This is a genomic window from Zhouia spongiae (assembly GCF_022760175.1).
GTDB lineage: Bacteria > Bacteroidota > Bacteroidia > Flavobacteriales > Flavobacteriaceae > Zhouia > Zhouia spongiae.
The window spans coordinates 2,470,428-2,493,707 of the sequence record NZ_CP094326.1 but is presented as its reverse complement, the minus strand read 5'-3'; the positions used below and the strand labels follow the sequence as shown (position 1 = coordinate 2,493,707).

Below are 23,280 nucleotides of genomic sequence, written 5' to 3'. Positions count from 1 at the left end.
CGGGACAAGCGCCGAAGCTCCCGATTTATTACGGGATAAATCTCGTCTATATAACCAACCACATGTAAAGATTGTAAGGAATTTAGCTATCTTAAGACCTATTAAACAAATCTGTTTGTTATGAAAGGTTTAAAACTAAGTTCCTTATTTTTTATAATCTTTTTTTCTTTGAGTTGTAATTCGTTTACTAAAAAAGAAAGAAAGGTAACAACAATGGTAAGCAGCGAAATCCAAGAGCATAAAGGAATGCAAAAAGCCTATTTTGCAAGCGGATGCTTTTGGTGTGTTGAAGCCATTTTTGAAAGTATAGACGGGGTCTCTGAAGTTATCAGCGGGTATTCGGGAGGTAACACCAAAAAACCTACCTATTACGAAATCAGTAAAGGCAATACAGGACATGCTGAAGCAGTAGAAATATATTACGATCCTGAGAAAGTAAAATTCGAGCAATTAGTACAGGCATTTTTCGAATCACACGATCCTACCATCCTTAATGGTCAGGGCCCGGATATAGGGAAACAATACAGATCTATAGCTTTCTATCAGAACGACAAAGAAAAGAAGGCTATTGAATCATACATTCAAAAATTAGAAATCAGCGGCAGGTATTTAAAGCCGATTGTTACCGAAGTCCTGAGGTTTGAAAAGTTTTGGCCGGCTGAAGCATATCATCAGGATTATGAAACCAAAAATCCGAACAATCCATATATTAAAAACGTTTCTGTTCCCAGGTTGAATAAATTTAAAAAACAATGTCCGTTCCTGTTAAAAGAAACGAATAACAAACATTAATCACTGCACTTCTACATCGCTGTATACCGCTACAATATTTATTGTTTTATTGCCATTTTTATTGTTTCGATAGCCGTTTAACGTTTTCGAATTATAGTTCTTGGATACATCTAAAACCATATCTGTAGGATAGGTCACTTTGGAATCGACGGCATTACAATAAAAATTAAAGGCTGCCTTGGGAAGAGTAAGAACAGCATCGGTATTGTCTAAATTGATCGAAATATTCTTAAACTCCGGAGCTACATCAGCTATTAAAAGATCTCCAAAGCTACCGTCAATAATAGCATTCCCTAAAATTGTACCAATAACCACATCGGATGATTTGGAATTAAGTTTAACACTCTTTACGTTTTTCAGTTCCACTTCCTTAACATAATTTAAGCTCAGTTCACCATAATTCCAGTTATCGACAATAACCGGTGAATATGAAGCCTTTATAAAAGTACCTTCACCATCAACCTGATGGGCATGCAACCTTGTATGTGACAAGGTTGCATTTATATTTTTTGTAGCATCTACAATTTTAACCTCTCCATGCCTGACATTCATCTTAAGCTTGGCTCCTTTCGGCATTTTGACCTTAATGGTTTTCTTCACTTTTAAGTTTTCATCCCCCTCTTTGGATTTAATAAAAAAGACGTTGGTCCCATCATCAGATTTTTCCTCTTTTCTTTTCCATTCTACTAAAACCTCTTTACGAGCTTTATGAGCTTCAGACCTGACTTTGGCAATTTCTTTTCTCTGTATCACTAACTGTTTTCTTACTTCTTCCTTTACCTTGCCCATTTCTTTACGATGTTCCTGAAGTTCCAACTTCATTTTCTCTTTGTCTGCCTTATACCGCTCCATATCATTCTTCCATTCTTCCAAATTCTTTTTAAAATCTTCATCGAAATTCTTATTGAATTCTTCCTTCCACTCTTTTAAGTATTTATCTCCGTCTTTTTTATATGCCTCATAGTCAAAATTTAAATTATTAAAATTCATTGGCATTGGAGGCATTGGGGGCATTTTAAAAGGAAAAGACTGTACTTCCGGAATCTCTGGAATCTCTGGGATCTCGGGCAGTTCAGGCACCACAAATTCAAATTCATGGTCATCACCAAAAACCATTACATTACCGGGTCTGAAATGCATTGCAGGTTTGGTAGAGATGGTAACTTCCCCGCTATTCCCTATAGCCTCAAAGTTCCAGTTATTAAATATTTTTTCGGCCTCATCTCTCGATACGCCCTCAACTTCTATTTCTGCCGTTACCTCTACTGTATTCTTATTCCAGGTATCAAACTCTACATCGGCATAACTCGTATTGATGTTAATCGACACCTCCGGACTTACACTAAAGGTTTCTTTGTAGTTCTTGCTTTGCTTTTGAGCATGAGCAATGAAAGCTGTAATTAAAAAAGCAGCTAGAAAAAAATTACACTTGTTGGTCATTAAACTTTTCATTTTCAGTTTGTTTAAGTTCTTCTAATTTATCTTTTAACCTATACAACAATTGCAACCGTAATTGTAAATTATCTATTAACGCAGATACTGTTTGCTCGTTTGGCCCTACTTCGTTAAGCTCATTTGTCAGTCTTTGATATTCCGAATTTAACTCCTCTAACCGGTTCACATAACCATCAAACAACTTTTTGTTATCATCGGTAATCTCCATTTCAGCTAATTCCACATTAATATTAGCCAAATAGTAATTTTCTATTTTTTTAAGATCGGGAGATATATCGCCTAATGTTATCTTGCTGTTCTGATTTTTAATCGCTTCCAGAACATTTACTACCGTAGTGTTTCCCTGATTTTTAAACGAATTATAAAAAACAGTTCCTAAGCTTACAAGCACCAGCAATGAAGCAGCTATCTTTAATATAAAAAATGAGTTTCCCTTACGTTTCTGCGGCAGTTTCTTATCAAGCAGTTTCAAAAAGCGTTCTTCGTGATCAGAAGGCATTTCATGCTTGTTAAAACTCTTATCGCCTTTAAACAACTCTCTAAGATCTTGCGCCATAACCTTTGTTCATTAATAGTTCTTTTAATTGATTTTTACCTCTTAATAATTGCGTCCTTGAGGCTGTTTGAGTAATGCCGAGTATCTCCGATATTTCAGAATGATCATATCCTTCTATTAAATACAACATGACTACATACTTATATTTTTCCGGAAGATGCTCTATTGCCAGCTTTACCTCGTCTACACTGACATCATCTTCAATTTTCCAATTATCATCATCTACCACATTTAAAATATTTTCATCTAATGATAAATAATGCTCATGTCTGCTTTTTAAAAAATCGATACACTTATTTACTACGATTTTTTTTAACCATGCCCCGAAGGCAACTTCAGCTTTGAATTGATCTATTTTCTGGAAAGCTCTTATAAAAGCTTCTTGTGTTACATCCTGGGCATCATCGATATTCTTTAAATACCGCATCGATACACAGAACATGGCATCGCAATACTGCCTGTACAAATGCAGTTGCGCTTTTCTGTCGTTTTTTTTACACTTCTCAACGAGGTCAATCTGAAACATGCCGGCTAGTTTCGGTTTGGTTGCTGGTTACAATTGTTATTCATCTTAAAGACGATAAAAACCTACCAGTGTTGCAAAAAGATAAGATTTTTTTAATTTCGATTAAATTTTTTCACCTTGATACAACAACATACCATCTCCAATAAGCATCTAAAATTAGTAACTATTAACTACGGTGCTACAGTTCAAAAGCTTTTTTTTAAAGACAGAAACAATCAGGAAACCAATGTAGTCATCGGATTTAAGAACCCTGATGACTATATGAATAATCCTGCTTATATAGGCAATAGCATTGGTAGATATGCCGGCCGTATTAAAGAAGGATTTTATATTGATGAATCTTTTTACCCACTACATAACGAACATGGCGTTCACTTACATGGAGGGCAAACAGGTTTTTCATCTAAAATATGGGAAATCGAAGATATTCATGATGGAGAAGTTCCATACATTAAATATTCCTATTTAAGCAAGGATGGTGAAGAGGGATACCCCGGCAATCTAAAAGTTACTGTTACATATAAACTGGAAGAAAATTTATTCTCTATTGTTTATGAAGCAGAAACAGATCGGTCTACCCATGTTAATCTTACCAATCATAATTACTACAACCTTGATGGCAAAGGCTCGGTAATCGATCACAGTTTAAAGGTTAACACTGCTCATTTTCTTGAATTCAATTCCGATAAACTGCCTTCTGGTAAAGTTTTAAATGTTGCGGATACACCATATAACTTCACAAAAGAATCAAAACTATCTGATATTAAACATTTTAACGGGGTCGATAATTGCTTCCCTGTTGAAACGGATCAATGTGTTGCCTCCTTATATTCGGAATCTTCCGGGATCGAAATGAAAGTAAAAACAAACCAACCGGCTATAGTTATTTATACCCCTTTAAACCTGCCAAAAGGAAATTATAATCAGGAAATCGCCGATTTCTCTTCCATTTGCTTCGAGGCCCAAGGTTATCCGGATGCCCCAAATCAAGTTGATTTTCCTTCTACACTCTTAAAAAAAGATGAAAAATACATGAATCGTAGTATCTTTGAGTTTGATATCAGATCATGACAAAACCTAAAAAAAAATCGGCATTATCAGAAAAGGATGGTGTTTCTCAACCAAAAAGCACCAGTAGGGACTCTATATCTAAATTAAAAAACAAAAGAAAAAAACAGCCTTCCTCTGAAGAACTTTCGGATGCCATTTTAAAAGGGGACAAAGTAGCTTTAAGTCGTGCCATCACTTTAATAGAAAGTATAAATCCAGAACATACGCATAAAGCCAATAAAATTATCGAAGCGTGTTTACCTTCTGCCAACAATTCGATCAGAATAGGCATCACCGGGGTTCCGGGAGTTGGTAAAAGTACATTTATCGAGAGTTTTGGTTCTTACCTCACTTCCATTGGTAAAAAAGTAGCCGTTCTGGCCGTTGACCCGAGTAGCTCCATTTCTAAAGGGAGTATTCTCGGGGATAAAACCAGAATGGAAAGTCTGGTAAAAAACGATAACGCCTTTATCCGTCCGTCCCCATCCGGTGATTCACTTGGAGGGGTTGCGCGAAAAACAAGGGAAACCATTACGCTCTGCGAAGCCTGTGGTTTTGATACCATAATTATTGAAACAGTAGGTGTTGGCCAAAGTGAAACAGCTGTTCACAGTATGGTAGATTTCTTTCTTCTTTTAAAACTTGCCGGTGCCGGAGATGAACTACAAGGTATAAAACGTGGTATTATGGAAATGGCTGATGCCATTATCATCAACAAAGCTGATGGCGATAATATAAACAGGGCTAAACAGGCCAAAGTTGACTTTACAAGGGCTTTACATCTCTATCCTCCTAAAGAAAACGATTGGACACCTAAAGTCATTACTGCTTCTGCTTATGAAAAAACAGGAATCGCAGCAACCTGGGAATTGGTCCTCCAATACCTTGATCTGACAATAAAGAACCGCTTTTTTGAACATAAACGCATTCAACAGAACAAACAATGGTTAGTGCAAACCATTAACGAACGCCTTAAATCAAATTTTTACAACCATCAAGAAATTAAAACATCCCTGACGCAACAACTGGAGCTCATTGAACAAAACAAAATCTCACCTTTTGCAGCTGCCGATTATTTATTCAAATTATATAATCGGACTTAACTTGCCGGTACCTGCTTGAAAAATGATACATTTGCATATTAATGCACCAAATTGATGAGTTACGAATTTACTATTATTGTTCCGGTGTACAATGAAGAAGACAATCTGGAACGAGTAGAAAAAGAACTTTCCGAATACATGGCAAAGTCAGCAAAAAAGACTAAAATTCTTTTTGTTAATGACGGCTCCAAAGATAAAAGTCAACAATTAATCGAATCAATTTGCAAGCGCAATACTGATTTTTCATATATCTTATTTGAAGAAAACAGGGGGCTGAGTGCAGCTATTAAAGCTGGATTTGACTATACTGATACTGCATTGGTAGGGTATATTGATTCCGATCTACAAACAACTCCCGAGGATTTCGATTTATTACTGGCAGAAATTGGTGAATTCGATCTCGTTACAGGCGTCAGAGCAGACAGAAAAGATTCTTTCGTAAAAAACATGTCTTCAACCATAGCCAACAGTATCCGACGAGCATTCACTTCAGACGGCATGGACGATACAGGTTGTCCGTTAAAAGTGATTAAAACTGATTTTGCTAAACGCATTCCTATGTTTAAAGGACTCCATAGGTTTTTACCGGCAATGATACTTTTGCAAAATGGCAAAGTGAAACAAGTTCCGGTAAGGCACTTTCCGAGAATAGCCGGAACTGCTAAATTCGGCCTATGGAACCGCTTGTTAGGACCATTGATGGATTGTTTTGCCTATTTGTGGATGAAGAAAAAGTATATAAACTATCGCGTTGCTAAACAAGGGTAATGGAAGATTGGGTAATATACTCCATAGGTTTCGTTGCGCAAATGCTTTTTTCCGGCAGAATGATTCTGCAATGGATTCTTTCTGAAAAACACCAAAAAATCCTAACCCCAAAATTATTCTGGCAATTAAGTCTGTTGGCCTCATTCTTACTTTTTGTTTATGGTTGGCTTCGTGATGATTTTGCTATCATTCTGGGACAAGTTCTTACTTATTTCATTTATATCAGAAATATGCAATTGCAGGGAGAATGGATACGATTTCCAAAACCATTCCGTATTTTTCTATGGTTTTTCCCTTTGCTGGTTGTTCTTTACGGATATAATAACAACGCATACGATTTAAACGATTTTTTTAAAAATGACAATATTCCTTTATGGCTATTATTACTAGGAAGTATTGCCCAGGTTGTTTTTATGTTCCGATTTATCTATCAATGGATCTATAGCGAAAGACGAAAAAAATCTACCCTCCCTAAAGGCTTTTGGATATTAAGTTTGACGGGGGGGCTGCTAATCCTCACCTACGCAATTTTAAGGAAAGACCCCGTATTGTTAGTTGGCCACCTGGCAGGAACTTTTATTTATACTCGAAACTTATTCATCTTAAAAAAAGAACATGCTCAACGCGCTGAAAAATAACTATCCGATTCTTATTTTATTAGTATGTGCATCTATCTTCTTCTCTCATCTGGGAACGTTGTACATTAATATCATGGAAGCCAGAAATTTTATCACTGCCCGTGAAATCATACAAAACAATGAATGGTTTTTAACAACCATGAATGGTCTGCCCCGTTATGAGAAACCTCCGTTACCGACCTGGATGACAGCAATCACCGGTAGCATTTTCGGCATGAAAAGCCTGTTCGGATTAAGATTGTCTGCGGCCTTAATAGCGTCATTCTTAATCTGGATGTTTTACAGGTTAGGCATCAAAATACATCAAAATAAAAAGTTAAGTTTTATTGCTAGTTTAATGCTGGCCACTTCCTTTTATATTATTTTTTCGGGCAGAAACGGACAATGGGATATTTATACCCACGGTTTTATGGTTGCCGCTGTTTATCACCTATTCCAGATTTTTCAAAACAAAGAGAAACTATGGACAAATACGCTTCTTGCCGCTCTCTTTTTCGGTGCTTCCTTTTTAAGCAAGGGTCCGGTTTCTCTTTATGCATTATGGTTGCCTTTTATCATTGCCTATGGTATTACATACAAATTTGAAGGTTTTAAAAAGAAAGCAGTACCGTTTTTTATTTTTCTGTTCCTTGGATTAGGACTGGGCGTCTCATGGTTTATATACGTCCGTTTGGCCGACCCCGAAGCTTTTCTTGCTATAACCACAGAAGAAACTGCAAACTGGAGCAGTTATAACGTAAGGCCTTTTTACTATTATTGGAGTTTCTTTACCCAAAGCGGTATCTGGACAGTTCCTGCTTTTATAGCATTGCTGTACCCTTATTTAAAAAACAAAGTGAGTGATAAAAGAGCATACAAGTTTAGTTTCTGGTGGACTATCAGTGCTGTTATCCTTCTTTCTGTAATCCCCGAGAAAAAGTCGAGATATTTATTGCCGGTACTTATACCAATGGCGATGAACACTGCTTTTTATATAGAATACCTTATCAGCCATTTTAAAGAGCTGAAAGACAAAAAAGAAACTATCCCTGTATATTTTAACTTTGGTCTGATAGCCACTATCGCAATCATTTTTCCTGTTGGAGGCTATTTCTTTCTAAAAGATAAAATTACCGGTACTCTTTGGGCTTACTTTATAGTTACTGCCATCATCCTGCTAATTATCGGCATATACATGCTTAAAGGGTTAAAACGTAAAAACCTATCTAATGTGTTTTTATTAACCGTCGGGTTTATAATGACCGTAATGACTTTTGGTTTTCCGCTGTCTAAGACTTTTAACAGTAATACTGCTTTTAAGAATGTCGATACACTTGCTGCTTCATCTGACTATCAGAACTTTAATATTTATTCATTCGGAGAGCTTGCACCGGAAATGGTTTGGTTATTCGGAAAAGAAGTTCCCCGACTGGACATTCATGGACATATCAAAACCCCATCAGATAAAGATTTTGGGGTATTGGTGACCCTCGGTCAGGAAGAGGCTTTTAAAAACTTCTATTCTTCCTCTTTTCATATAAAACACATTACTAAATACGATGTTAACTATACTGCGTCACCTGATAAAAAAAGTCATAAAAAAAGGTTGGTTGCCAAGTACTATATTCTTTCATCTAAGAAAGAAAGAGAATAGTTAATGACTAAAATTATTACTAGATTTGACGCTAAATTAATTTTTTTACCAAAATGGATCAATTAACAAGAACAGATAAAATCGGCTATATATTTTTAATTTTTGTCTTTATACTTTCGTTGTATTTTGGATTTACCGACCCAGACTATTTTAATAATGTTTTTGCAGCAGAAGACGGTACCGTTGAATATGGTACAGCGATCATGTTATTATCAATTAGCATATTATGCATCTACAGATTAATTACCCTTGGAGGCTCTAAACCTCATTTATGGAAAGTCGGTGTTGCTATTTTTGCATTGTTATTCTTCTTCGGAGCCGGTGAGGAAGTTTCATGGGGTCAAAGAATTTTCGGAATTGAATCGAGTGATTTCTTTCTCCAAAATAACGCTCAGAAAGAAACTAATTTACACAACCTTGTAGTTGGCGGAAAAAAAGTCAATAAAATTGTTTTTAGTCAACTTTTAATGATAGCCATGGTTACCTATCTGTTAATCGTTCCGCTTCTATACAGAAAAAAAGAATGGGTAGTTAAACTAACTAAAAAGTTTGCTGTCCCTGTTGTTAAATGGCATCATACTATCGCATTTATTACTTGTACAATTCTGGTTAATGTAATACCTGCCAGTAGAAAGTGGGAAGTTTATGAATTAGCTTTTGGAGTTATCTTTTTGCTTATCTTCCTGAACCCGCTAAATAATATTCTATTTAAGAAAAGTTAAGTTTATTGCTTACTTTTTGAAAAACAACTTGAAAAAACCATCCCGTTAGCAACCCTATACTAATGCCCGTGATGACATCAAGCGGGTAATGCACACCTATATAAATCCTGCTATAGGCAACAACCAATGCCCATACCAGTAGTAAAACCGGAATCCATTTTAAAGAATTACGAAATAATATACTGAAAAAGGTCGCTACCGCAAAAGAATTTGCCGCGTGGGCAGAAAAATAGCCAAACTTTCCTCCACATGATGTTTTCACTAATCGCATATAATCATATACAACAGCATCATGGCAGGGTCTTAGCCGTTCAAAACCATATTTAAATAAGTTTGCTAACTGATCCGTTGCAGCAATCATCAAAGCAACTGACCCCAGAACCAAAAAGGTCTTTTTCCAGCCAAAACGCCAAACACATAATCCCAGCAAAGCTATATAAAGTGGTATGGAAGACCATTTATCAGTTATAAACATCCAGAAACCATCCCATTGCGGGGAGCCTAAATTATTAAGATATAAGAATAACTGCTGGTCTAAATGAATAAGTTTATCAAGCATAGTGTCCGGCTGGTTGGTTCGTTGATCTGTGAATTATTCTTCGTATCGACTTACTTCGCGGTCATAGAACTCAGAGGCCGCCTCTATCAAACTTCCCATTTCTGACTGTAAATCACTTTCATCTTCTCTACTGAACTCTTCAAGCCATTCCACCTCATCATTCACAAGATTAATTATAAATCTGGGGTACTCCGTATGGATAATAAATATATCGTCAGGATGATCAGTATTGTCTCCCAGTAAAAACCTTGGTAATTCCATAAAATATCAATTTAAAAAATTTAAAATCATCTATCAATCGATGGTGCTGAAACCGGGTTTATTTGATTGGTACTTATCTCATTTTCCACAATCAGCTTTTTAGTGAGATAATTAAATCTAATATACAAAAATATGGCTGCCGTGGTGAGTCCCGCCAATAATCCGATCCAGATTCCCATTCCTCCCAGATCAGTTTTAAGTCCGAGGTAATAAGAAATAGGGAACCCGATTATCCAGTAAGCCACAAATGTAATTGCAGTCGGTATCTTCACGTCCTGCAACCCTCTCAACGCACCTAAGACAGCAATTTGAATTCCGTCTGATATCTGAAAAAAAGCTGCTATCAACAACAAGCTTGAAGCTGTTGAGATCACTTCAAAATTATCTGCTTGATTCACCAGGTCTTTTTCATCGAGGTATATGGTAGGCAACCAGTCTCGCAGCAACATAAATCCAGATGCAAAAATAATATCCACTATTAAGGTCAGTAAAAAGATCGAATAGGCTATCCTTCTCAGGTCCCTGAACCTTTTTAATCCTTTTTGATTTCCTACCCGGATCATCGAGGCAACACTTAAGCCCGTTGCAACCATGTAGGTCATACTCGATAAGTTAAGGGCTATTTGATTTGCTGCCTGAGGATTTTTCCCCAATACACCGCTTACCCAGACTGCCGCTGTAAAAACAGCTACCTCAAATAACATCTGCATAGATGAAGGTAATCCCAGGTTAAGTATCTTTTTAATAGTACCTTTATGTAATATCCTAAAATTGAGGTTCGAGATATAAGGGCTGCTTTTTTGGTTCCTTTTCAGCAACCACCAGAGATACAACACCATTATCGCTCTTGAGACGAGGGTTCCGATCGCAGCTCCTATAATCCCTAACTCCGGAAAACCAAAATGACCAAAAATCAACAGGTAGTTAAGGGATATATTCACAATATTAGCGACCAAAGTAGCATACATGGGATATTTTGTCTGTGACAAACCATCTGAAAATTGCTTTAACGCCTGAAAAATTACAAGAGGCACCAACGAAAAAGCTACTAAATCAAGATAAGGCATGGCAAGTTCTACCACTTCTGCCGGCTGATCCATTAAATACATCAACGGTTTTGCCGGCAGCAATAACAGAAATAATAGCACTCCCAACGTAGTACACAACACTAACCCGTGTTTAAAAGAAGACTTTCCTTGCTGTATATTTCCGGCTGCATCGGCCTCCGCAATTAAAGGAGTAATCGCGGTGGAGAAACCAATCCCCAAAGACATTGCCACAAAAATGAAACTGTTTCCTAGTGAAACGGCTGCCAACTCGGCTGTTCCCAATTGACCTACCATAATATTATCTGCAAAGGCAACAAAGGTATGCCCTAGCATTCCTAACATCACCGGAGAGGCGAGTTTTAAATTATATGCAAATTCTTTGGTGTAATCTTTTAGCATGAGACACTTGCAATTAAGTGCGCAAAGATAGAAAAAGCACTCCGTTGTGACTTATCTAAAATGGTAAAATATCCTTAATATAGTAATTCAGGGCAGATTATAATTTCTTGGCTTCTTCCCAAAATACATCCATTTCGGCCAAGGTCATATCCTTTAACTGTTTATTTATTTCCGCCGATTTCTGCTCCAGATACCGGAACCGTTTTATAAACTTTTTATTGGTTCGTTCCAAGGCATTTTCCGGGTTTACATCAAGGAACCTGGCATAATTGATCATGCTAAACATAACATCTCCAAATTCGGCTTCTATCTTATCTTTGTCGCCAACCTTCACCTCTTCTTCAAACTCGGATAATTCTTCTTTTAATTTTTCCCACACCTGTTCCGGCTTTTCCCAATCAAAGCCAACACCGGCAACCTTATCCTGAATCCGGTTGGCTTTTACCAAGGCAGGAAGGCTTTTAGGGACCCCTTCCAGGACACTTTTTTTCCCTTCCTTAAGCTTTAGGCTTTCCCAATTTCTCTTTACCTCCTCTTCATCTTTCACCTCAACATCTCCATAAATATGCGGATGTCTGTCTACCAGCTTGTCACATATGGAATCTGCCACATCAGCAATATCGAAACTACTTTTTTCACTACCTATTTTAGCGTAGAAAACAATATGGAGCAATAAGTCCCCAAGTTCTTTTTTTACTTCATCCAGATCGTTATCTAAAATAGCGTCCCCCAGTTCATATGTTTCTTCGATGGTTAAATGCCGTAGGGACTGCATGGTCTGCTTTCTATCCCACGGACATTGCTCCCGAAGCTCATCCATTATCGTTAGTAGCCTGTCAAAAGCTTTCAATTGTTTTTCTCTTGAATACATTGTAGCAATTTTATTCGAACAAAAGTACAATTCGATATTTTGTTCTGGGAAGTTTTTAAAAAAAATCAGTTTTACAGCTTTAAAAAGCCACTCTCTTATAATCGCGATAAAGGTTCCAACGACGTTTTGCTTCGGCATACTTAGGAAACACCTCTCCTTTTTCTTTGTTTTGCATAGCAATCTTATAAGTCACTTTCCAGATATGGAGCATATCTTTCCATCCGTCGGTTAATTTATAACCTGGATCGTAAATATGTGTAGGTTCGGCCCCAACCCCGTTCACTTCAAGGATTTTAAATCTCTTTCCCTGTCGTAGATCTTCTACCGATCTCGTTCTAATATCAAATCTGCCATAATAGAATTCAGGCATTGCAGCACACAGGTCATCAAAAACCTTTACCAATTGGCTGTCTATTAAATGATTTCCGTTTAAAAACTTTGTTCCCCTGTTATGGTTTCCGATAGCTTCCAGCAGTAATACTTTTCCCTGAGGCACTACTTTATCCCACTCATTTTCAAAGGTCCTGCTTAACTTCTCTTTTTGTAAGTAAGCCCTTGGATTGTTATAAACAAGTTGCTGAAATGTTTTTTTTCCGTCACCCGTAAGACTCAAAAAATCTTTCAGGGTCACAGATGGGATTACTCCTTTTTTACTATTTGGAAACCGGTAATAAAACACCCCTATCTCGACGGGATAATCAACATACTCCTGAATAATATAATCGATAGGAAGTTTTTCCAACCTTAATCTTAATTCTGCTTCATCATCTATTTTGGACACCAAAAGACCTCTGTAGCCTATATCAGGCTTAAGTACTATCGGATAGCTTATTTCTTTATTTTTTAGTTTCCTGCTTATGTCATCATATACTGAATCTTTTGGCACGGAAATAGTTTTAGGCAAATAATCATCAGGCACCAATTGCAGGGTTTTAAATTTCGAATCACTTAAGATAAATCCGTCTATGCCCGGATTGGTCTTTAAAAAGAAAAAAAGGCTTTTAGCCTTCAGCGACAACCAGAAATGCTGGATAAAAACAGGAACGTAAAGAACCCACATAGGCCAATATTCCGAATTACTGATCTTTATTAAGAATGTACTCGTCTTAAACATAACCACTAAGTTAAGGTCTTTTCAGAAAAGAAAATACCCTGTTCTTATTCTTGCTTAAAACAATGGCAGAACACAGCAATGTTACCAACGCCAGACTGAACAGAACACCTCCGTCATTATTGTAATTTATCCCTATAACAAACACATGAGATGCAATGGCACCAAGCATAATCCCAATTGACAATAATGCTCCTATATGAGCAGTTTTCGGAACAATTAACAATAACGCGGCCATTAATTCTACAACTCCAAGTCCTATCCTGCCATAAGGTTCTACTCCGAGTTCTGTGAATAATTTAATGCTGTCCGGATGCCCGGTAAATTTGTAATACAAGGTCTGCAACAGTATAATCGCTGCTACAAAAGCCGCAATCCGCTCAATATAATAATTCTTTTTTTTCATGATCGTACACTTTTTCACGGTAGCATAAATCGCTTTCTCCATTACTGACTACAACCTGAGTGGTACTTACAGTCTTAACATGGGGCTGGTCCAGCACAAACAAATTGTCATTATATAACCCGTGCAGTTTCAGTAAATTCTCGGGATCAGATTCATTCAGTCGTAAAAACTCTTGAAAATAGTTCATCTTTTTTGCATGATCTTCTCTTGTATACAATGTACTTGAAGACCACAAATGTTTTTTTGAGCTGTCTAAAGATTGAATATGTTTTTCTTTTCCGTCCCAGATCAGCACTGACAATTTATTTTCATCGACAAGCACCAATGTAAAAGGTTCTATGTTACAGAGGTCTGTATTATCGGCAAAAGTTCCAAAAGTCTCAGAAGAAAAGGCTTCATAAATGATATGTCCCCGGCTTTTACGATAAGGCAATTGCCGTTTATGCTTTATAAAACCACCATTCATAATACAAGCTGTTTTATTCGCACCGTCTGTTGCAATCCACGTTCCTCCTTTTTCCGAATCTATCGGTGCTATTATTTTAGTTCCGTTTTTCAATTCCTTCTCTTCGGGGGAGTATGTTACACGAAGTGGGCTTTCGTCCCTGTTAGAGGTTAAAATGTAACCGGAACCTTTCGGTATATAGCTTACTGTGCACATATTTTTTTATTTCTGATAGTGGAGGCTGCCACGCCAAAATTTTCATCTGTTTCAGGCTTTCCTAACGCCCTCATCCCGATTTTAATGATAGCCATATGATGAACTCCATGCTCAATATTATATAGCAATTCGCGAAAATAGGTCGTCGGTAATGAGATAGGAGCTGCTACTTCTGTTTCACAATAATCAGCTTCAAGGACAATAGAAAAATCGTCTTTTTCTTCAGAAATAACGTCTACAATCTTTTCTATCGTTTTGAGACAGGCATCTAATTGCATTTCAAGTGTAATATCTCTTTTTCTCAAATCGTAATTGACAACTTTTGAACTCTTACTTTCCAACAAACATTCGTAAAACTCTAAAACATGCCTGACATGCATTCCTATGGTGGACTGGTTTAAAACTTCTAGAGGTCTTGCATATTCTTCTTCTGACAAAGCAGCTATTCTTTCTTTTAATTTGGTCAGGTTATGGCAGGTGGTTTCTATTATCATAACAAGTTATTACATCTAAATAGACGTTGTTTTTTTAATTCCTTACGCTTATAAAATTAGCAAAAAAGAAAAACCCTCAACAATGTGAGGGTTTTAAATCAAAATATTTTGCATATATATTACTCAGCTTGTTCGTCAGAAGCTTCTTCCGCAGGAGATTCAAAGTCCGTAATACCTTTTCCCTGCAAAATATTGTACCACATAATCACCTTTTTAATATCGCTTGCATATACCCTGTCCTCATCATATTCAGGCAACACTTCAAAGAAATACTCTTCCAGCTTAATTTTATCATCCTTATGGCTTACAGAAGTTGCTTCTCCGTTCTCTTTTTCCTGGATTTTTTTAAAAACGTCTCTAAGAGGTACTTCCTCGGTAGTGGTATAAATAGCTATTTCAGACAGCAAACTAACATTGTTTCTCAATCCTACTGTTATTTTTTTACCGTCTAATAATGATTCGGCCACAAAACCTGTTCTGGTTTGGGTCTTTAATTCATATAACCCTGGTTTTCCTGAAATTGATAATATTTTGTCTAAACTCATTTTCTATTTTTTTATCGCCGCAAATATGGATTCTTTCCGTATTATTTCAAAAAATTAACGTGCTTTTTTAGCTAGGGGAAAACGCATTTTATAATCCACTTTCACTTTTCCCTTGGAAATATTGGCCAATCTCCCTTTAATAAGACGCTTTTTCAACGATGATAATTTATCCGTGAATAATACTCCGTCAATATGATCGTACTCATGCTGGATAACCCTTGCTGCCAATCCTTCAAACTCTTCAATATGTTTCTCGAAATTCTCGTCGTAGTATTCTATTCTGATCTTTTCATTTCGGTTTACGTCTTCTCTCACATCAGGAATACTTAAACAGCCCTCGTTAAATGCCCATTCTTCGCCTGTCTCTTCAATCATGCGGGCATTAATGAATACTTTTTTAAATTCCTGAAGCTCTTCCTGCTCTTCTTTTGTCAGATCATCATCTTCTGCAAAAGGAGATGCATCTACAATAAACAAACGTATGGACAACCCTATTTGAGGAGCTGCAAGTCCAACACCATATGCATTGTACATGGTTTCAAACATATTATCTAGAAGTTCTTGAAGGTTCGGATAGTTCTCATCTATATCTACAGCTTCCTTCTTCAGTACCGGATCTCCGTAGGCTCGGATAGGTATAATCATCTTTTTTTATTTTAAGGTGCAAAAATACAAACTAATTTTTATTGCTGACCGGCCAAATAATCTTGTAAAATAATAGTGGCACTGATTTCATCTATCAATGCCTTGTTTTTTCTTACTTTTTTCTTTTGTCCGGTATCCAATAGACTTTGAAAGGCTATTTTGGATGTAAAACGTTCATCAATGCGTTTTATTGGCATTTTTGGAAGTACTCCCCTGAGTTTGCCTAAAAATTTTTCTATTTGAGTTTCTACTTCCGATGCTTCATTGTGTAATCGTTTAGGCTCTCCTACCACTATAAGCTCTACTTTTTCCTTAGACACATAATCTGTTAAAAAAGGGATCAGGTCAAGAGTATTTACCGTTGTTAAGCCTGAAGCTATTATTTGTAGTTCATCCGTAACTGCAATCCCTGTTCTTTTGGTTCCGTAATCGAGCGCTATTATCCTCGCCATTCCTTTCATTTTTGGCAAAAATACGGTATAAAATGTTACACCTGTAAATTTGAAAGGTTTATTGATTAGAAGAAATTATCTTTGTGAAAAATTATACCGAGATGAAAGAATTGCAAGAAATCATAGAACAAGCCTGGGATAACCGAGAGTTGCTTAAGGAAGAAGCCACTACTTCTGCCATCAGAAAAGTAGTTTCTCTTCTGGATGAAGGAAACTTACGCGTAGCCGAACCTGCAACCAACGGCTGGCAAGTAAACGAATGGGTTAAAAAAGCGGTGGTTTTATACTTTCCGATACAAAAAATGGAGACGATCGAATGTGGTCCGTTAGAGTTTCACGATAAGATTCCTTTAAAGAAGAATTATGCCGAAAAAGGGATCAGGGTGGTTCCTCATGCTGTTGCCAGACATGGGGCCTACGTCTCTTCAGGTGTTATCATGATGCCTAGTTATGTAAATATCGGAGCTTATGTTGATGAAGGGACAATGGTAGACACATGGGCTACTGTAGGAAGTTGTGCCCAGATTGGTAAAAACGTGCATCTCAGCGGCGGAGTAGGAATTGGAGGGGTTTTAGAACCTTTACAAGCCGCTCCTGTTATTATTGAGGACAATGCTTTTATCGGATCGAGATGTATCGTTGTGGAAGGTGTTCGCGTAGAAACTGAAGCGGTACTTGGAGCCAATGTTGTACTTACTGCATCTACTAAAATTATTGATGTAACCGGTGATGAACCTGTAGAAATGAAAGGCAGGGTTCCTGCAAGGTCGGTTGTAATCCCCGGAAGTTACACAAAAAAGTTTGCGGCCGGCGAATACCAGGTTCCTTGTGCCCTGATCATTGGAAAGAGAAAACCCAGTACCGACAAGAAAACCTCGTTAAATGATGCCCTTCGTGAATACGATGTAGCTGTTTAATTTTAATATATTGAAAACACCCCAAAAATGCGAAGTGCAATTTGGGGTGTTTTTATGATTGCTGCTTTTCTCTTTTTTCAATCCCATATGGAGTCCATGTTTGTTTCGAATCGCGGGTATGCTTTCTAATCGCATTATTCTTGTCTATAGATTCCTGACTTTTATACCCACGTTTATGGTCCAAATGCACACATACGGCACTATACCTGATTTGTTTTGATTTAATACCATAGTTAAACAAACGCTCCCCTAATTCCCTGTCCTGTCCTCCGTATTGCATTCGTTCATCCATTCCGTTAACAGCCAGAATGTCCTTCTTCCAACCTGATGAGTTATGTCCATTCCAACTGGCATTCGTAGGCGTAACGAAATTTAAAAACTTAGACTTCATGCCCTGAGATGTCAGTTTATTATTTTTAAAGGATGATTTAATACCGTGTTTTTTCAGCCAATCCATATCAAAACATTTCCCTGTAAGAATGTCTTCTTTCGAAATCATTTCAGAAACATTCATTGGCAGCTTAAAATACCCTCCTGACAAAAAATATCCTTCCTCCTTGTAATTATCGTGTACCTCTAAAAAATCGGCCCTGGGTATACAGTCGCCATCACTCATAAGAATATAACCTCCCCTGCTGGCTTCAATAGCCTTGTTTAGAATCCTTGATTTCTGAAAACCATCATCTTTCTGCCAGACATGTACTATAGGGTACTTTACCTCCTCTTGCATTTTTTCGATCAATTCTCTTGTCTTGGGCCCGGAGCCATCGTCTGCTATCACCACTTCAAAATTCCTGAAAGTCTGGGTTTGATATCCCCATAAAACTTTTTCAAGCCATGATTCAGAATTATAGGTACTTATGATTACGCTTATATTTATCATGATCCAACTAATGATTACAACGGCAAAAATATGAATGCTACACTAGATACGATCAATTAATCTCTAAAAATTAACCTCTCCTTCAATTTTCCATGTTGAATTATTTATCTGTACTTTTACACAATTTTTCAAATCACGCATGAAGTTAAAAGAAATCCCCGTCTCTGTATACCATACACTTAGACTAAAAAGTTTGTCTGTTGAAAGGCTTTATTCTCATAACCGGGATACAATAGTTCCCGTTATAGTTTCACTTACTTCTATTCCCTCAAGATTAAACAAAGTACATATAACGATAAGAAGTCTTCTTTCTCAGACTAAAAAGCCTAAAAAGATTATACTATGGCTACATGAAGAAATAAAAAACGATATCCCCAGATCATTAAAAATCCTGGAAGGTGATTTTTTTGAGATAAGATACTCGCATCTGACTTGCTCGCATAAAAAGCTGATCCATACCCTTAAATATTTTCCGGAAGATATTATTGTAACATGTGATGATGACTTTATTTATGACAAGTACTGGCTGGAATTGCTGTATAAAGAACATCTCCGTCTTCCAAATTGTATCATCGCTAATCAGACAAGATATATTTGCCATAACGAAAAAAATGAGCCTCTTTCATATAAATTATGGAAGTACCCCAAGAACACAAACCACAGTCAAAATCCTGTTTTAGCTATTGGTGCAGGGGGTGTTTTATACCCTCCCAACAAACTCGACAAAACTGTTTTTGATGAAGAACTGTTTCTTTCTTTAACTCCCAAAGCTGATGATTTATGGTTTAAGGGGATGTCTTTTTTGAACGGCACTCAAACAATACAATCGCTAAATCCCCCTAAGCCACCGACCTCTATTGCAGGGACCCAAAAAATATCGCTAAAAAAACAAAACATCGGTAAGGACTTAAACAGAGTTCAATGGGAACAACTTACTTCTTATTTTAAAATAGACATCAATGAAGAACGAAATTCAACAAGCACTGGAAGCTCTTAACAATGGGGGACTCATTCTCTACCCTACTGATACCGTATGGGGTATCGGTTGCGATGCCACCAACCCTGAGGCTGTTAAAAAAGTATACGAATTAAAACAGCGGGAAGACTCTAAAGCTCTTATTTGTTTGGTTTCCGACATCCGTATGCTCGAAAAGTTCATTTTCGAAGTTCCTGAAGTTGCTTATCAGCTCATTGAGGCTACCGATAAACCTACGACCATTATATACGACAAACCCATTAATATAGCTGATAACCTCATAGCTCCTGATCGTACATTGGCGGTCCGGGTGGCTTCTGACGAATTTTGCCAACGAATGATCAGGCAATTCAAACGTCCGTTGGTTTCTACCTCTGCAAACATCAGCGGTCGGCCAACTCCTCAATCCTACTCAGAAATAAATCCGGAAATTTTAAAAGGTGTAGACTATGTAGTAAATTTGCACCGCGATAAAAAATGTAATAAACCCTCTACCATTATTAAAATCGGGAATAACGGGGTTTTTAAAATTATCCGAAAATAATTAAGATGAAAATTCGTCTTGATACATGATCAAGATTTCTGAAAAAAATTACTTAGTGACAATAGAAAACCATAAACAGGCAATTGAACATCCTATCTTCGAGCTTATTTCGCAAACTTCTGAAGAATTAAAGCTTAACAGCTATGTAATCGGAGGCTTTGTAAGAGATTACCTTTTAAAAAGAGGCACTCCAAAAGATATCGATATCGTTACAATTGGCAGTGGTATTGAATTAGCCAGAGCTGTTGCTCAAAAACTTCCGAAAAAACCCCAAGTTTCAGTTTTTAAAAATTTCGGAACGGCAATGATCAAGACTGACGACCTGGAAATTGAGTTTGTGGGAGCCCGGAAAGAAAGCTATAATGAAGACAGCCGCAAACCTATAGTTGAAAACGGAAGCCTGGAAGACGACCAGAATCGTCGCGATTTCACAATCAATGCTTTAGCCCTGTCGTTGTCGAAAGAGAATTTTGGGGAACTACTCGATCCGTTTAACGGAATTGACGATTTAAAAAACCAGATTATAAAAACTCCTTTAGATCCGGATATCACATATTCAGATGATCCGCTTCGAATGATGCGGGCCGTCAGATTCGCTACTCAGTTAAACTTTCACATTGAAAGTGAATCCCTGGATGCAATTCAGAGAAACAAAGACCGGATAAAGATCATATCTAAAGAGCGTATCGTAGACGAATTACATAAAATACTACTATCCCCGACACCCTCTGTCGGTTTTAAACTTTTACTAAAAACGGAACTGCTTTATTATATCATGCCTGAACTTACAAATTTACTAGGCATCGAAGAAATTGAAGGGCAGCGGCATAAAGATAATTTCTGGCATACACTGGAGGTGGTCGACAATATCAGTGAACATACCGATAACTTATGGTTACGCTGGGCAGCGCTATTGCACGATATAGGTAAAGCACCCACAAAAAAATTCGGCAAGAAGGTCGGGTGGACCTTTCACGGACACGAATTTGTCGGATCAAAAATGGTATATAAACTTTTTAAGCGATTGCGAATGCCATTGAACGACAAAATGAAATTTGTTCAAAAAATGGTGCTTTTAAGTTCAAGGCCTATCGTTTTGGCCCAGGACATTGCTACAGATTCGGCCGTAAGAAGGCTTGTATTTGATGCCGGCGACCATATAGAGGATTTAATGACATTGTGTGAAGCCGATATCACAACTAAAAACCCTAAAAAATTTAAAAAATACCATAATAATTTTCAAATTGTCCGTACCAAGATCACCGAAGTTGAAGAACGCGATCATATCCGTAATTTCCAACCTCCTGTTGACGGACAAGAAATCATGGAAACCTTTAACCTGAAGCCTTCAAAAGAAATCGGCATCATCAAGGAAGCTATTAAAGAAGCTATTTTAGAAGGTGAAATACCAAATGAATATGAAGCTGCCCGTGAATTTATGCTTAAGAAAGGGGAAAAACTAGGACTCAAAGCAAACACCTGAAAACATATATTGCAACACCAACCTAACATCCCATTCTAAAACAAGATCTATTATGCAAAAAGATTCTAAAAAAGTAGTTTACTGGTTATTAATCGGTTGTTTTTTAATATTTATTATGGTTATTGTTGGAGGAATTACCCGACTCACCCACTCAGGGCTGTCTATGTCTGAATATAAATTAGTCACAGACATGCTACCTCCTATGAATGAACAACAGTGGCACGATGCATTTGAAGTTTACAAACAGTTTCCTGAATACCAAAAGCTAAATAATCATTTTACCCTCGAAGACTTTAAAGACATCTACTTCTGGGAATGGCTTCACCGGTTAATCGGAAGAGTTATAGGGATTGTATTCTTCATCCCCTTTATCTATTTCTTACTCACCAAACAACTAACCAGAAAAACCACCTACAAATCAATGATTTTGATGCTTTTAGGCGGTTTTCAGGGCTTTTTAGGATGGTATATGGTCAAAAGCGGGCTTATTGACCGGCCTGATGTTAGCCACTATCGACTGGCCATCCATCTGATAGCAGCCTTCATTACATTTGCTGCCACTTTTTGGGTAGCTCTTGATATAATATACCCGACCCGGAAAACAGTTTCAAAGCCCTTTAGAAATTTAGTTATCTTAGGGATGGCAATTTTAATCCTTCAGATTGTTTGGGGAGCTTTTGTAGCTGGCCTGGATGCCGGGTGGGTACATAATCACTGGCCATTGATGTCCGAAGGAAAATTAATTCATGAAACCGTTTATATTGAACAGGAAACACTATGGAAAAACTTAACCGAAGGAAGAAGCGGGGTTCAGTTTGTTCACAGGTATCTTGCGTATATCGTAGTACTGATCGTAGGTATTATTGCCTATAAAGCATATAAAATGAATTTAACAACACCACAAAAGAACGGTATCAACGCCTTGGTAACATTGGTGATTTTACAATTCATCCTTGGTGTCTTCACCCTCATATTGGCTGTCCCTGTATGGCTTGGCGTAGTTCATCAGGTAGGTGCATTCTTTTTACTGAGTGCAATGACATTTACATTGCATCGTTTCAGATAAACCCCCTGAGCCAGTCTTGTGAAATTTTGTGATGACAAGCCCGTACCAGGAAGCATTAGAAGACATGGCAGGTGAGTCTGCAAATGGGCAGGGCAGACACCAAAGCTTTTAAAACTCGATTATCGAGTAAATAATTGTACTTTTGAACCCCTTTTTTAAAAAACTAAAGATGATTTATAAGTTTAGGATAATTTTAGATGCCGAAGAAGATATATTCAGAGATATCGAAATTGAAGCAGAAAACACTTTAGAAGAACTCCATAACGCTATTACTCAGGCATTCGGGTTTGACGGAAGCGAAATGGCCTCTTTTTACATAAGTGATGAAGAATGGAATCAGGGAGAAGAAATATCGTTATTCGATATGAGTGACGGAAGTTCTGATGTAAGATTAATGAATGAAACATCCCTCGACAGCATCCTCGATGAGAACAATACCAAGCTTATCTATATATATGACTTTTTGAGTATGTGGACCTTTTTTGTGGAACTTGCAGAAATTGCAGGAAAGGAAGAAGCCAGAATATATCCTAACCTCCTTTTTGCACATGGTCAGCTGCCGGATGCCCCGCCTGAAAAAGAATTTGAAGGGGAAACATTTGACAATGACCCTGATGATTTTGGTCTTGATATCGAAGATTTGGACGACCTGGATTTTGATGAAAATTGGAATTAAACGAAGTGCAAAGTGAATCGCATAAGGTTAAGATCACAA

28 protein-coding genes are annotated in these 23,280 nt (G+C 37.3%); 13 read left to right on the top strand and 15 right to left on the bottom strand.

Annotated features, from left to right (window positions below; translation table 11 throughout):
* Positions 1-120: 120 nt before the first annotated feature.
* Entirely contained in the window at positions 121-792 is a 672-nt protein-coding gene (gene msrA / locus MQE36_RS10900; protein ID WP_242936004.1) for a peptide-methionine (S)-S-oxide reductase MsrA, read from the top strand.
* On the opposite strand, the gene MQE36_RS10895 is transcribed toward msrA, so the two are convergent.
* From MQE36_RS10895 to MQE36_RS10885, 3 genes are read right to left on the bottom strand one after another with little or no spacing between them, the layout of a single operon-like run.
* Entirely contained in the window at positions 793-2,244 is a 1,452-nt protein-coding gene (locus tag MQE36_RS10895) for a hypothetical protein (protein ID WP_242936003.1), read from the bottom strand.
* Positions 2,216-2,803: a hypothetical protein gene (locus MQE36_RS10890; RefSeq protein ID WP_242936002.1), complete on the bottom strand. Its 588-nt coding sequence runs from the start codon at positions 2,801-2,803 to the stop codon at positions 2,216-2,218. The genes MQE36_RS10895 and MQE36_RS10890 overlap by 29 nt, the downstream gene beginning before the upstream one ends.
* Positions 2,787-3,329, bottom strand: a complete 543-nt coding sequence (locus MQE36_RS10885; protein WP_242936001.1) for an RNA polymerase sigma factor — start codon at positions 3,327-3,329, stop codon at positions 2,787-2,789. The genes MQE36_RS10890 and MQE36_RS10885 overlap by 17 nt, the downstream gene beginning before the upstream one ends.
* 117 nt (positions 3,330-3,446) lie before the next feature.
* Between MQE36_RS10885 and MQE36_RS10880 the strand changes: the two genes are divergently transcribed.
* The 6 genes from MQE36_RS10880 to MQE36_RS10855 are packed head-to-tail and all read left to right on the top strand — an operon-like array spanning position 3,447 to position 9,243.
* On the top strand, positions 3,447-4,400 hold the full coding sequence (locus MQE36_RS10880; RefSeq protein ID WP_242936000.1) for an aldose epimerase family protein: 954 nt from the start codon (positions 3,447-3,449) through the stop codon (positions 4,398-4,400).
* The gene (gene meaB, locus MQE36_RS10875; protein ID WP_242935999.1) at positions 4,397-5,482 is read left to right on the top strand and encodes a methylmalonyl Co-A mutase-associated GTPase MeaB; all 1,086 of its coding nucleotides are present in this window, start codon (positions 4,397-4,399) and stop codon (positions 5,480-5,482) included. The genes MQE36_RS10880 and meaB overlap by 4 nt, the downstream gene beginning before the upstream one ends.
* 54 nt (positions 5,483-5,536) lie before the next feature.
* On the top strand, positions 5,537-6,250 hold the full coding sequence (locus tag MQE36_RS10870; RefSeq protein WP_242935998.1) for a glycosyltransferase family 2 protein: 714 nt from the start codon (positions 5,537-5,539) through the stop codon (positions 6,248-6,250).
* Positions 6,250-6,888 carry a lipid-A-disaccharide synthase N-terminal domain-containing protein gene (locus MQE36_RS10865; RefSeq protein WP_242935997.1) on the top strand — a complete coding sequence of 213 codons (639 nt, stop codon included), beginning with the start codon at positions 6,250-6,252 and terminating at the stop codon, positions 6,886-6,888. Before MQE36_RS10870 ends, MQE36_RS10865 begins: the two co-directional genes overlap by 1 nt.
* The gene (locus tag MQE36_RS10860) at positions 6,866-8,521 is read left to right on the top strand and encodes an ArnT family glycosyltransferase (RefSeq protein ID WP_242935996.1); all 1,656 of its coding nucleotides are present in this window, start codon (positions 6,866-6,868) and stop codon (positions 8,519-8,521) included. Before MQE36_RS10865 ends, MQE36_RS10860 begins: the two co-directional genes overlap by 23 nt.
* A gap of 53 nt (positions 8,522-8,574) precedes the next feature.
* A complete protein-coding gene (locus MQE36_RS10855) occupies positions 8,575-9,243 on the top strand; it encodes a hypothetical protein (protein WP_242935995.1) in 669 nt (222 codons plus the stop codon).
* Here MQE36_RS10855 and MQE36_RS10850 read toward each other — a convergent pair.
* From MQE36_RS10850 to ruvX, 11 genes are all read right to left on the bottom strand, one after another.
* A complete protein-coding gene (locus MQE36_RS10850; protein ID WP_242935994.1) occupies positions 9,230-9,802 on the bottom strand; it encodes a phosphatase PAP2 family protein in 573 nt (190 codons plus the stop codon). The two genes, MQE36_RS10855 and MQE36_RS10850, sit on opposite strands and share 14 nt — an antisense overlap.
* A 33-nt stretch (positions 9,803-9,835) precedes the next feature.
* Entirely contained in the window at positions 9,836-10,063 is a 228-nt protein-coding gene (locus MQE36_RS10845; protein ID WP_242935993.1) for a hypothetical protein, read from the bottom strand.
* A gap of 26 nt (positions 10,064-10,089) precedes the next feature.
* Entirely contained in the window at positions 10,090-11,511 is a 1,422-nt protein-coding gene (locus tag MQE36_RS10840; protein WP_242935992.1) for an MATE family efflux transporter, read from the bottom strand.
* A 97-nt stretch (positions 11,512-11,608) separates the two neighbouring features.
* Positions 11,609-12,382, bottom strand: coding sequence for a nucleoside triphosphate pyrophosphohydrolase (gene mazG, locus MQE36_RS10835; RefSeq protein ID WP_242935991.1), 774 nt, complete (start codon positions 12,380-12,382; stop codon positions 11,609-11,611).
* Between the two features lie 79 nt (positions 12,383-12,461).
* Positions 12,462-13,496 (bottom strand): ATP-grasp domain-containing protein, encoded by a 1,035-nt coding sequence (locus MQE36_RS10830; RefSeq protein WP_242935990.1) that lies wholly within the window; start codon positions 13,494-13,496, stop codon positions 12,462-12,464.
* A gap of 10 nt (positions 13,497-13,506) precedes the next feature.
* Positions 13,507-13,899, bottom strand: a complete 393-nt coding sequence (locus MQE36_RS10825; protein ID WP_242935989.1) for a DoxX family protein — start codon at positions 13,897-13,899, stop codon at positions 13,507-13,509.
* The gene (locus tag MQE36_RS10820; RefSeq protein WP_242935988.1) at positions 13,874-14,560 is read right to left on the bottom strand and encodes an NRDE family protein; all 687 of its coding nucleotides are present in this window, start codon (positions 14,558-14,560) and stop codon (positions 13,874-13,876) included. Before MQE36_RS10820 ends, MQE36_RS10825 begins: the two co-directional genes overlap by 26 nt.
* Positions 14,548-15,054 (bottom strand): DinB family protein, encoded by a 507-nt coding sequence (locus MQE36_RS10815; protein ID WP_242935987.1) that lies wholly within the window; start codon positions 15,052-15,054, stop codon positions 14,548-14,550. Before MQE36_RS10815 ends, MQE36_RS10820 begins: the two co-directional genes overlap by 13 nt.
* Positions 15,055-15,173: 119 nt before the next feature.
* Positions 15,174-15,599 carry a DUF5606 family protein gene (locus tag MQE36_RS10810; protein ID WP_242935986.1) on the bottom strand — a complete coding sequence of 142 codons (426 nt, stop codon included), beginning with the start codon at positions 15,597-15,599 and terminating at the stop codon, positions 15,174-15,176.
* 54 nt (positions 15,600-15,653) lie between these two features.
* Positions 15,654-16,244, bottom strand: coding sequence for a peptide deformylase (gene def, locus MQE36_RS10805; protein ID WP_242935985.1), 591 nt, complete (start codon positions 16,242-16,244; stop codon positions 15,654-15,656).
* Between the two features lie 38 nt (positions 16,245-16,282).
* Entirely contained in the window at positions 16,283-16,696 is a 414-nt protein-coding gene (ruvX, locus tag MQE36_RS10800) for a Holliday junction resolvase RuvX (protein ID WP_242935984.1), read from the bottom strand.
* Positions 16,697-16,797: 101 nt separating this feature from the next.
* Between ruvX and MQE36_RS10795 the strand changes: the two genes are divergently transcribed.
* Positions 16,798-17,613: a 2,3,4,5-tetrahydropyridine-2,6-dicarboxylate N-succinyltransferase gene (locus MQE36_RS10795; RefSeq protein ID WP_242935983.1), complete on the top strand. Its 816-nt coding sequence runs from the start codon at positions 16,798-16,800 to the stop codon at positions 17,611-17,613.
* 52 nt (positions 17,614-17,665) lie between these two features.
* Here MQE36_RS10795 and MQE36_RS10790 read toward each other — a convergent pair whose 3' ends face one another.
* Positions 17,666-18,496, bottom strand: a complete 831-nt coding sequence (locus MQE36_RS10790) for a glycosyltransferase family 2 protein (protein WP_242935982.1) — start codon at positions 18,494-18,496, stop codon at positions 17,666-17,668.
* A gap of 139 nt (positions 18,497-18,635) precedes the next feature.
* On the opposite strand from MQE36_RS10790, the gene MQE36_RS10785 reads away from it, so the two are divergent.
* The 5 genes from MQE36_RS10785 to MQE36_RS10765 all read left to right on the top strand — a co-directional run bounded on the left by MQE36_RS10785 (position 18,636) and on the right by MQE36_RS10765 (position 23,241).
* On the top strand, positions 18,636-19,493 hold the full coding sequence (locus tag MQE36_RS10785; protein WP_242935981.1) for a glycosyltransferase: 858 nt from the start codon (positions 18,636-18,638) through the stop codon (positions 19,491-19,493).
* Positions 19,456-20,016 (top strand): L-threonylcarbamoyladenylate synthase, encoded by a 561-nt coding sequence (locus tag MQE36_RS10780; protein ID WP_242935980.1) that lies wholly within the window; start codon positions 19,456-19,458, stop codon positions 20,014-20,016. Before MQE36_RS10785 ends, MQE36_RS10780 begins: the two co-directional genes overlap by 38 nt.
* A 25-nt stretch (positions 20,017-20,041) precedes the next feature.
* Complete coding sequence (locus MQE36_RS10775) at positions 20,042-21,499, top strand: CCA tRNA nucleotidyltransferase (RefSeq protein WP_242935979.1); 1,458 nt, start codon at positions 20,042-20,044, stop codon at positions 21,497-21,499.
* A 52-nt stretch (positions 21,500-21,551) separates the two neighbouring features.
* Positions 21,552-22,565 carry a COX15/CtaA family protein gene (locus MQE36_RS10770; RefSeq protein ID WP_242935978.1) on the top strand — a complete coding sequence of 338 codons (1,014 nt, stop codon included), beginning with the start codon at positions 21,552-21,554 and terminating at the stop codon, positions 22,563-22,565.
* Between the two features lie 169 nt (positions 22,566-22,734).
* Complete coding sequence (locus MQE36_RS10765) at positions 22,735-23,241, top strand: plasmid pRiA4b ORF-3 family protein (protein WP_242935977.1); 507 nt, start codon at positions 22,735-22,737, stop codon at positions 23,239-23,241.
* The last annotated feature ends 39 nt before the right edge of the window (positions 23,242-23,280 follow it).

Bases quoted from the DNA above. Each gene is read 5' to 3' on its own strand.
- msrA (WP_242936004.1), top strand. From the start codon at position 121: ATGAAAGGTTTAAAACTAAGTTCCTTATTTTTTATAATCTTTTTTTCT.
- MQE36_RS10895 (WP_242936003.1), bottom strand. From the start codon at position 2,244: ATGAAAAGTTTAATGACCAACAAGTGTAATTTTTTTCTAGCTGCTTTT.
- MQE36_RS10890 (WP_242936002.1), bottom strand. From the start codon at position 2,803: ATGGCGCAAGATCTTAGAGAGTTGTTTAAAGGCGATAAGAGTTTTAAC.
- MQE36_RS10885 (WP_242936001.1), bottom strand. From the start codon at position 3,329: ATGTTTCAGATTGACCTCGTTGAGAAGTGTAAAAAAAACGACAGAAAA.
- meaB (WP_242935999.1), top strand. From the start codon at position 4,397: ATGACAAAACCTAAAAAAAAATCGGCATTATCAGAAAAGGATGGTGTT.
- MQE36_RS10870 (WP_242935998.1), top strand. From the start codon at position 5,537: ATGAGTTACGAATTTACTATTATTGTTCCGGTGTACAATGAAGAAGAC.
- MQE36_RS10865 (WP_242935997.1), top strand. From the start codon at position 6,250: ATGGAAGATTGGGTAATATACTCCATAGGTTTCGTTGCGCAAATGCTT.
- MQE36_RS10860 (WP_242935996.1), top strand. From the start codon at position 6,866: ATGCTCAACGCGCTGAAAAATAACTATCCGATTCTTATTTTATTAGTA.
- MQE36_RS10855 (WP_242935995.1), top strand. From the start codon at position 8,575: ATGGATCAATTAACAAGAACAGATAAAATCGGCTATATATTTTTAATT.
- MQE36_RS10850 (WP_242935994.1), bottom strand. From the start codon at position 9,802: ATGCTTGATAAACTTATTCATTTAGACCAGCAGTTATTCTTATATCTT.
- MQE36_RS10845 (WP_242935993.1), bottom strand. From the start codon at position 10,063: ATGGAATTACCAAGGTTTTTACTGGGAGACAATACTGATCATCCTGAC.
- MQE36_RS10840 (WP_242935992.1), bottom strand. From the start codon at position 11,511: ATGCTAAAAGATTACACCAAAGAATTTGCATATAATTTAAAACTCGCC.
- mazG (WP_242935991.1), bottom strand. From the start codon at position 12,382: ATGTATTCAAGAGAAAAACAATTGAAAGCTTTTGACAGGCTACTAACG.
- MQE36_RS10830 (WP_242935990.1), bottom strand. From the start codon at position 13,496: ATGTTTAAGACGAGTACATTCTTAATAAAGATCAGTAATTCGGAATAT.
- MQE36_RS10825 (WP_242935989.1), bottom strand. From the start codon at position 13,899: ATGAAAAAAAAGAATTATTATATTGAGCGGATTGCGGCTTTTGTAGCA.
- MQE36_RS10820 (WP_242935988.1), bottom strand. From the start codon at position 14,560: ATGTGCACAGTAAGCTATATACCGAAAGGTTCCGGTTACATTTTAACC.
- MQE36_RS10815 (WP_242935987.1), bottom strand. From the start codon at position 15,054: ATGATAATAGAAACCACCTGCCATAACCTGACCAAATTAAAAGAAAGA.
- MQE36_RS10810 (WP_242935986.1), bottom strand. From the start codon at position 15,599: ATGAGTTTAGACAAAATATTATCAATTTCAGGAAAACCAGGGTTATAT.
- def (WP_242935985.1), bottom strand. From the start codon at position 16,244: ATGATTATACCTATCCGAGCCTACGGAGATCCGGTACTGAAGAAGGAA.
- ruvX (WP_242935984.1), bottom strand. From the start codon at position 16,696: ATGGCGAGGATAATAGCGCTCGATTACGGAACCAAAAGAACAGGGATT.
- MQE36_RS10795 (WP_242935983.1), top strand. From the start codon at position 16,798: ATGAAAGAATTGCAAGAAATCATAGAACAAGCCTGGGATAACCGAGAG.
- MQE36_RS10790 (WP_242935982.1), bottom strand. From the start codon at position 18,496: ATGATAAATATAAGCGTAATCATAAGTACCTATAATTCTGAATCATGG.
- MQE36_RS10785 (WP_242935981.1), top strand. From the start codon at position 18,636: ATGAAGTTAAAAGAAATCCCCGTCTCTGTATACCATACACTTAGACTA.
- MQE36_RS10780 (WP_242935980.1), top strand. From the start codon at position 19,456: ATGAAGAACGAAATTCAACAAGCACTGGAAGCTCTTAACAATGGGGGA.
- MQE36_RS10775 (WP_242935979.1), top strand. From the start codon at position 20,042: ATGATCAAGATTTCTGAAAAAAATTACTTAGTGACAATAGAAAACCAT.
- MQE36_RS10770 (WP_242935978.1), top strand. From the start codon at position 21,552: ATGCAAAAAGATTCTAAAAAAGTAGTTTACTGGTTATTAATCGGTTGT.
- MQE36_RS10765 (WP_242935977.1), top strand. From the start codon at position 22,735: ATGATTTATAAGTTTAGGATAATTTTAGATGCCGAAGAAGATATATTC.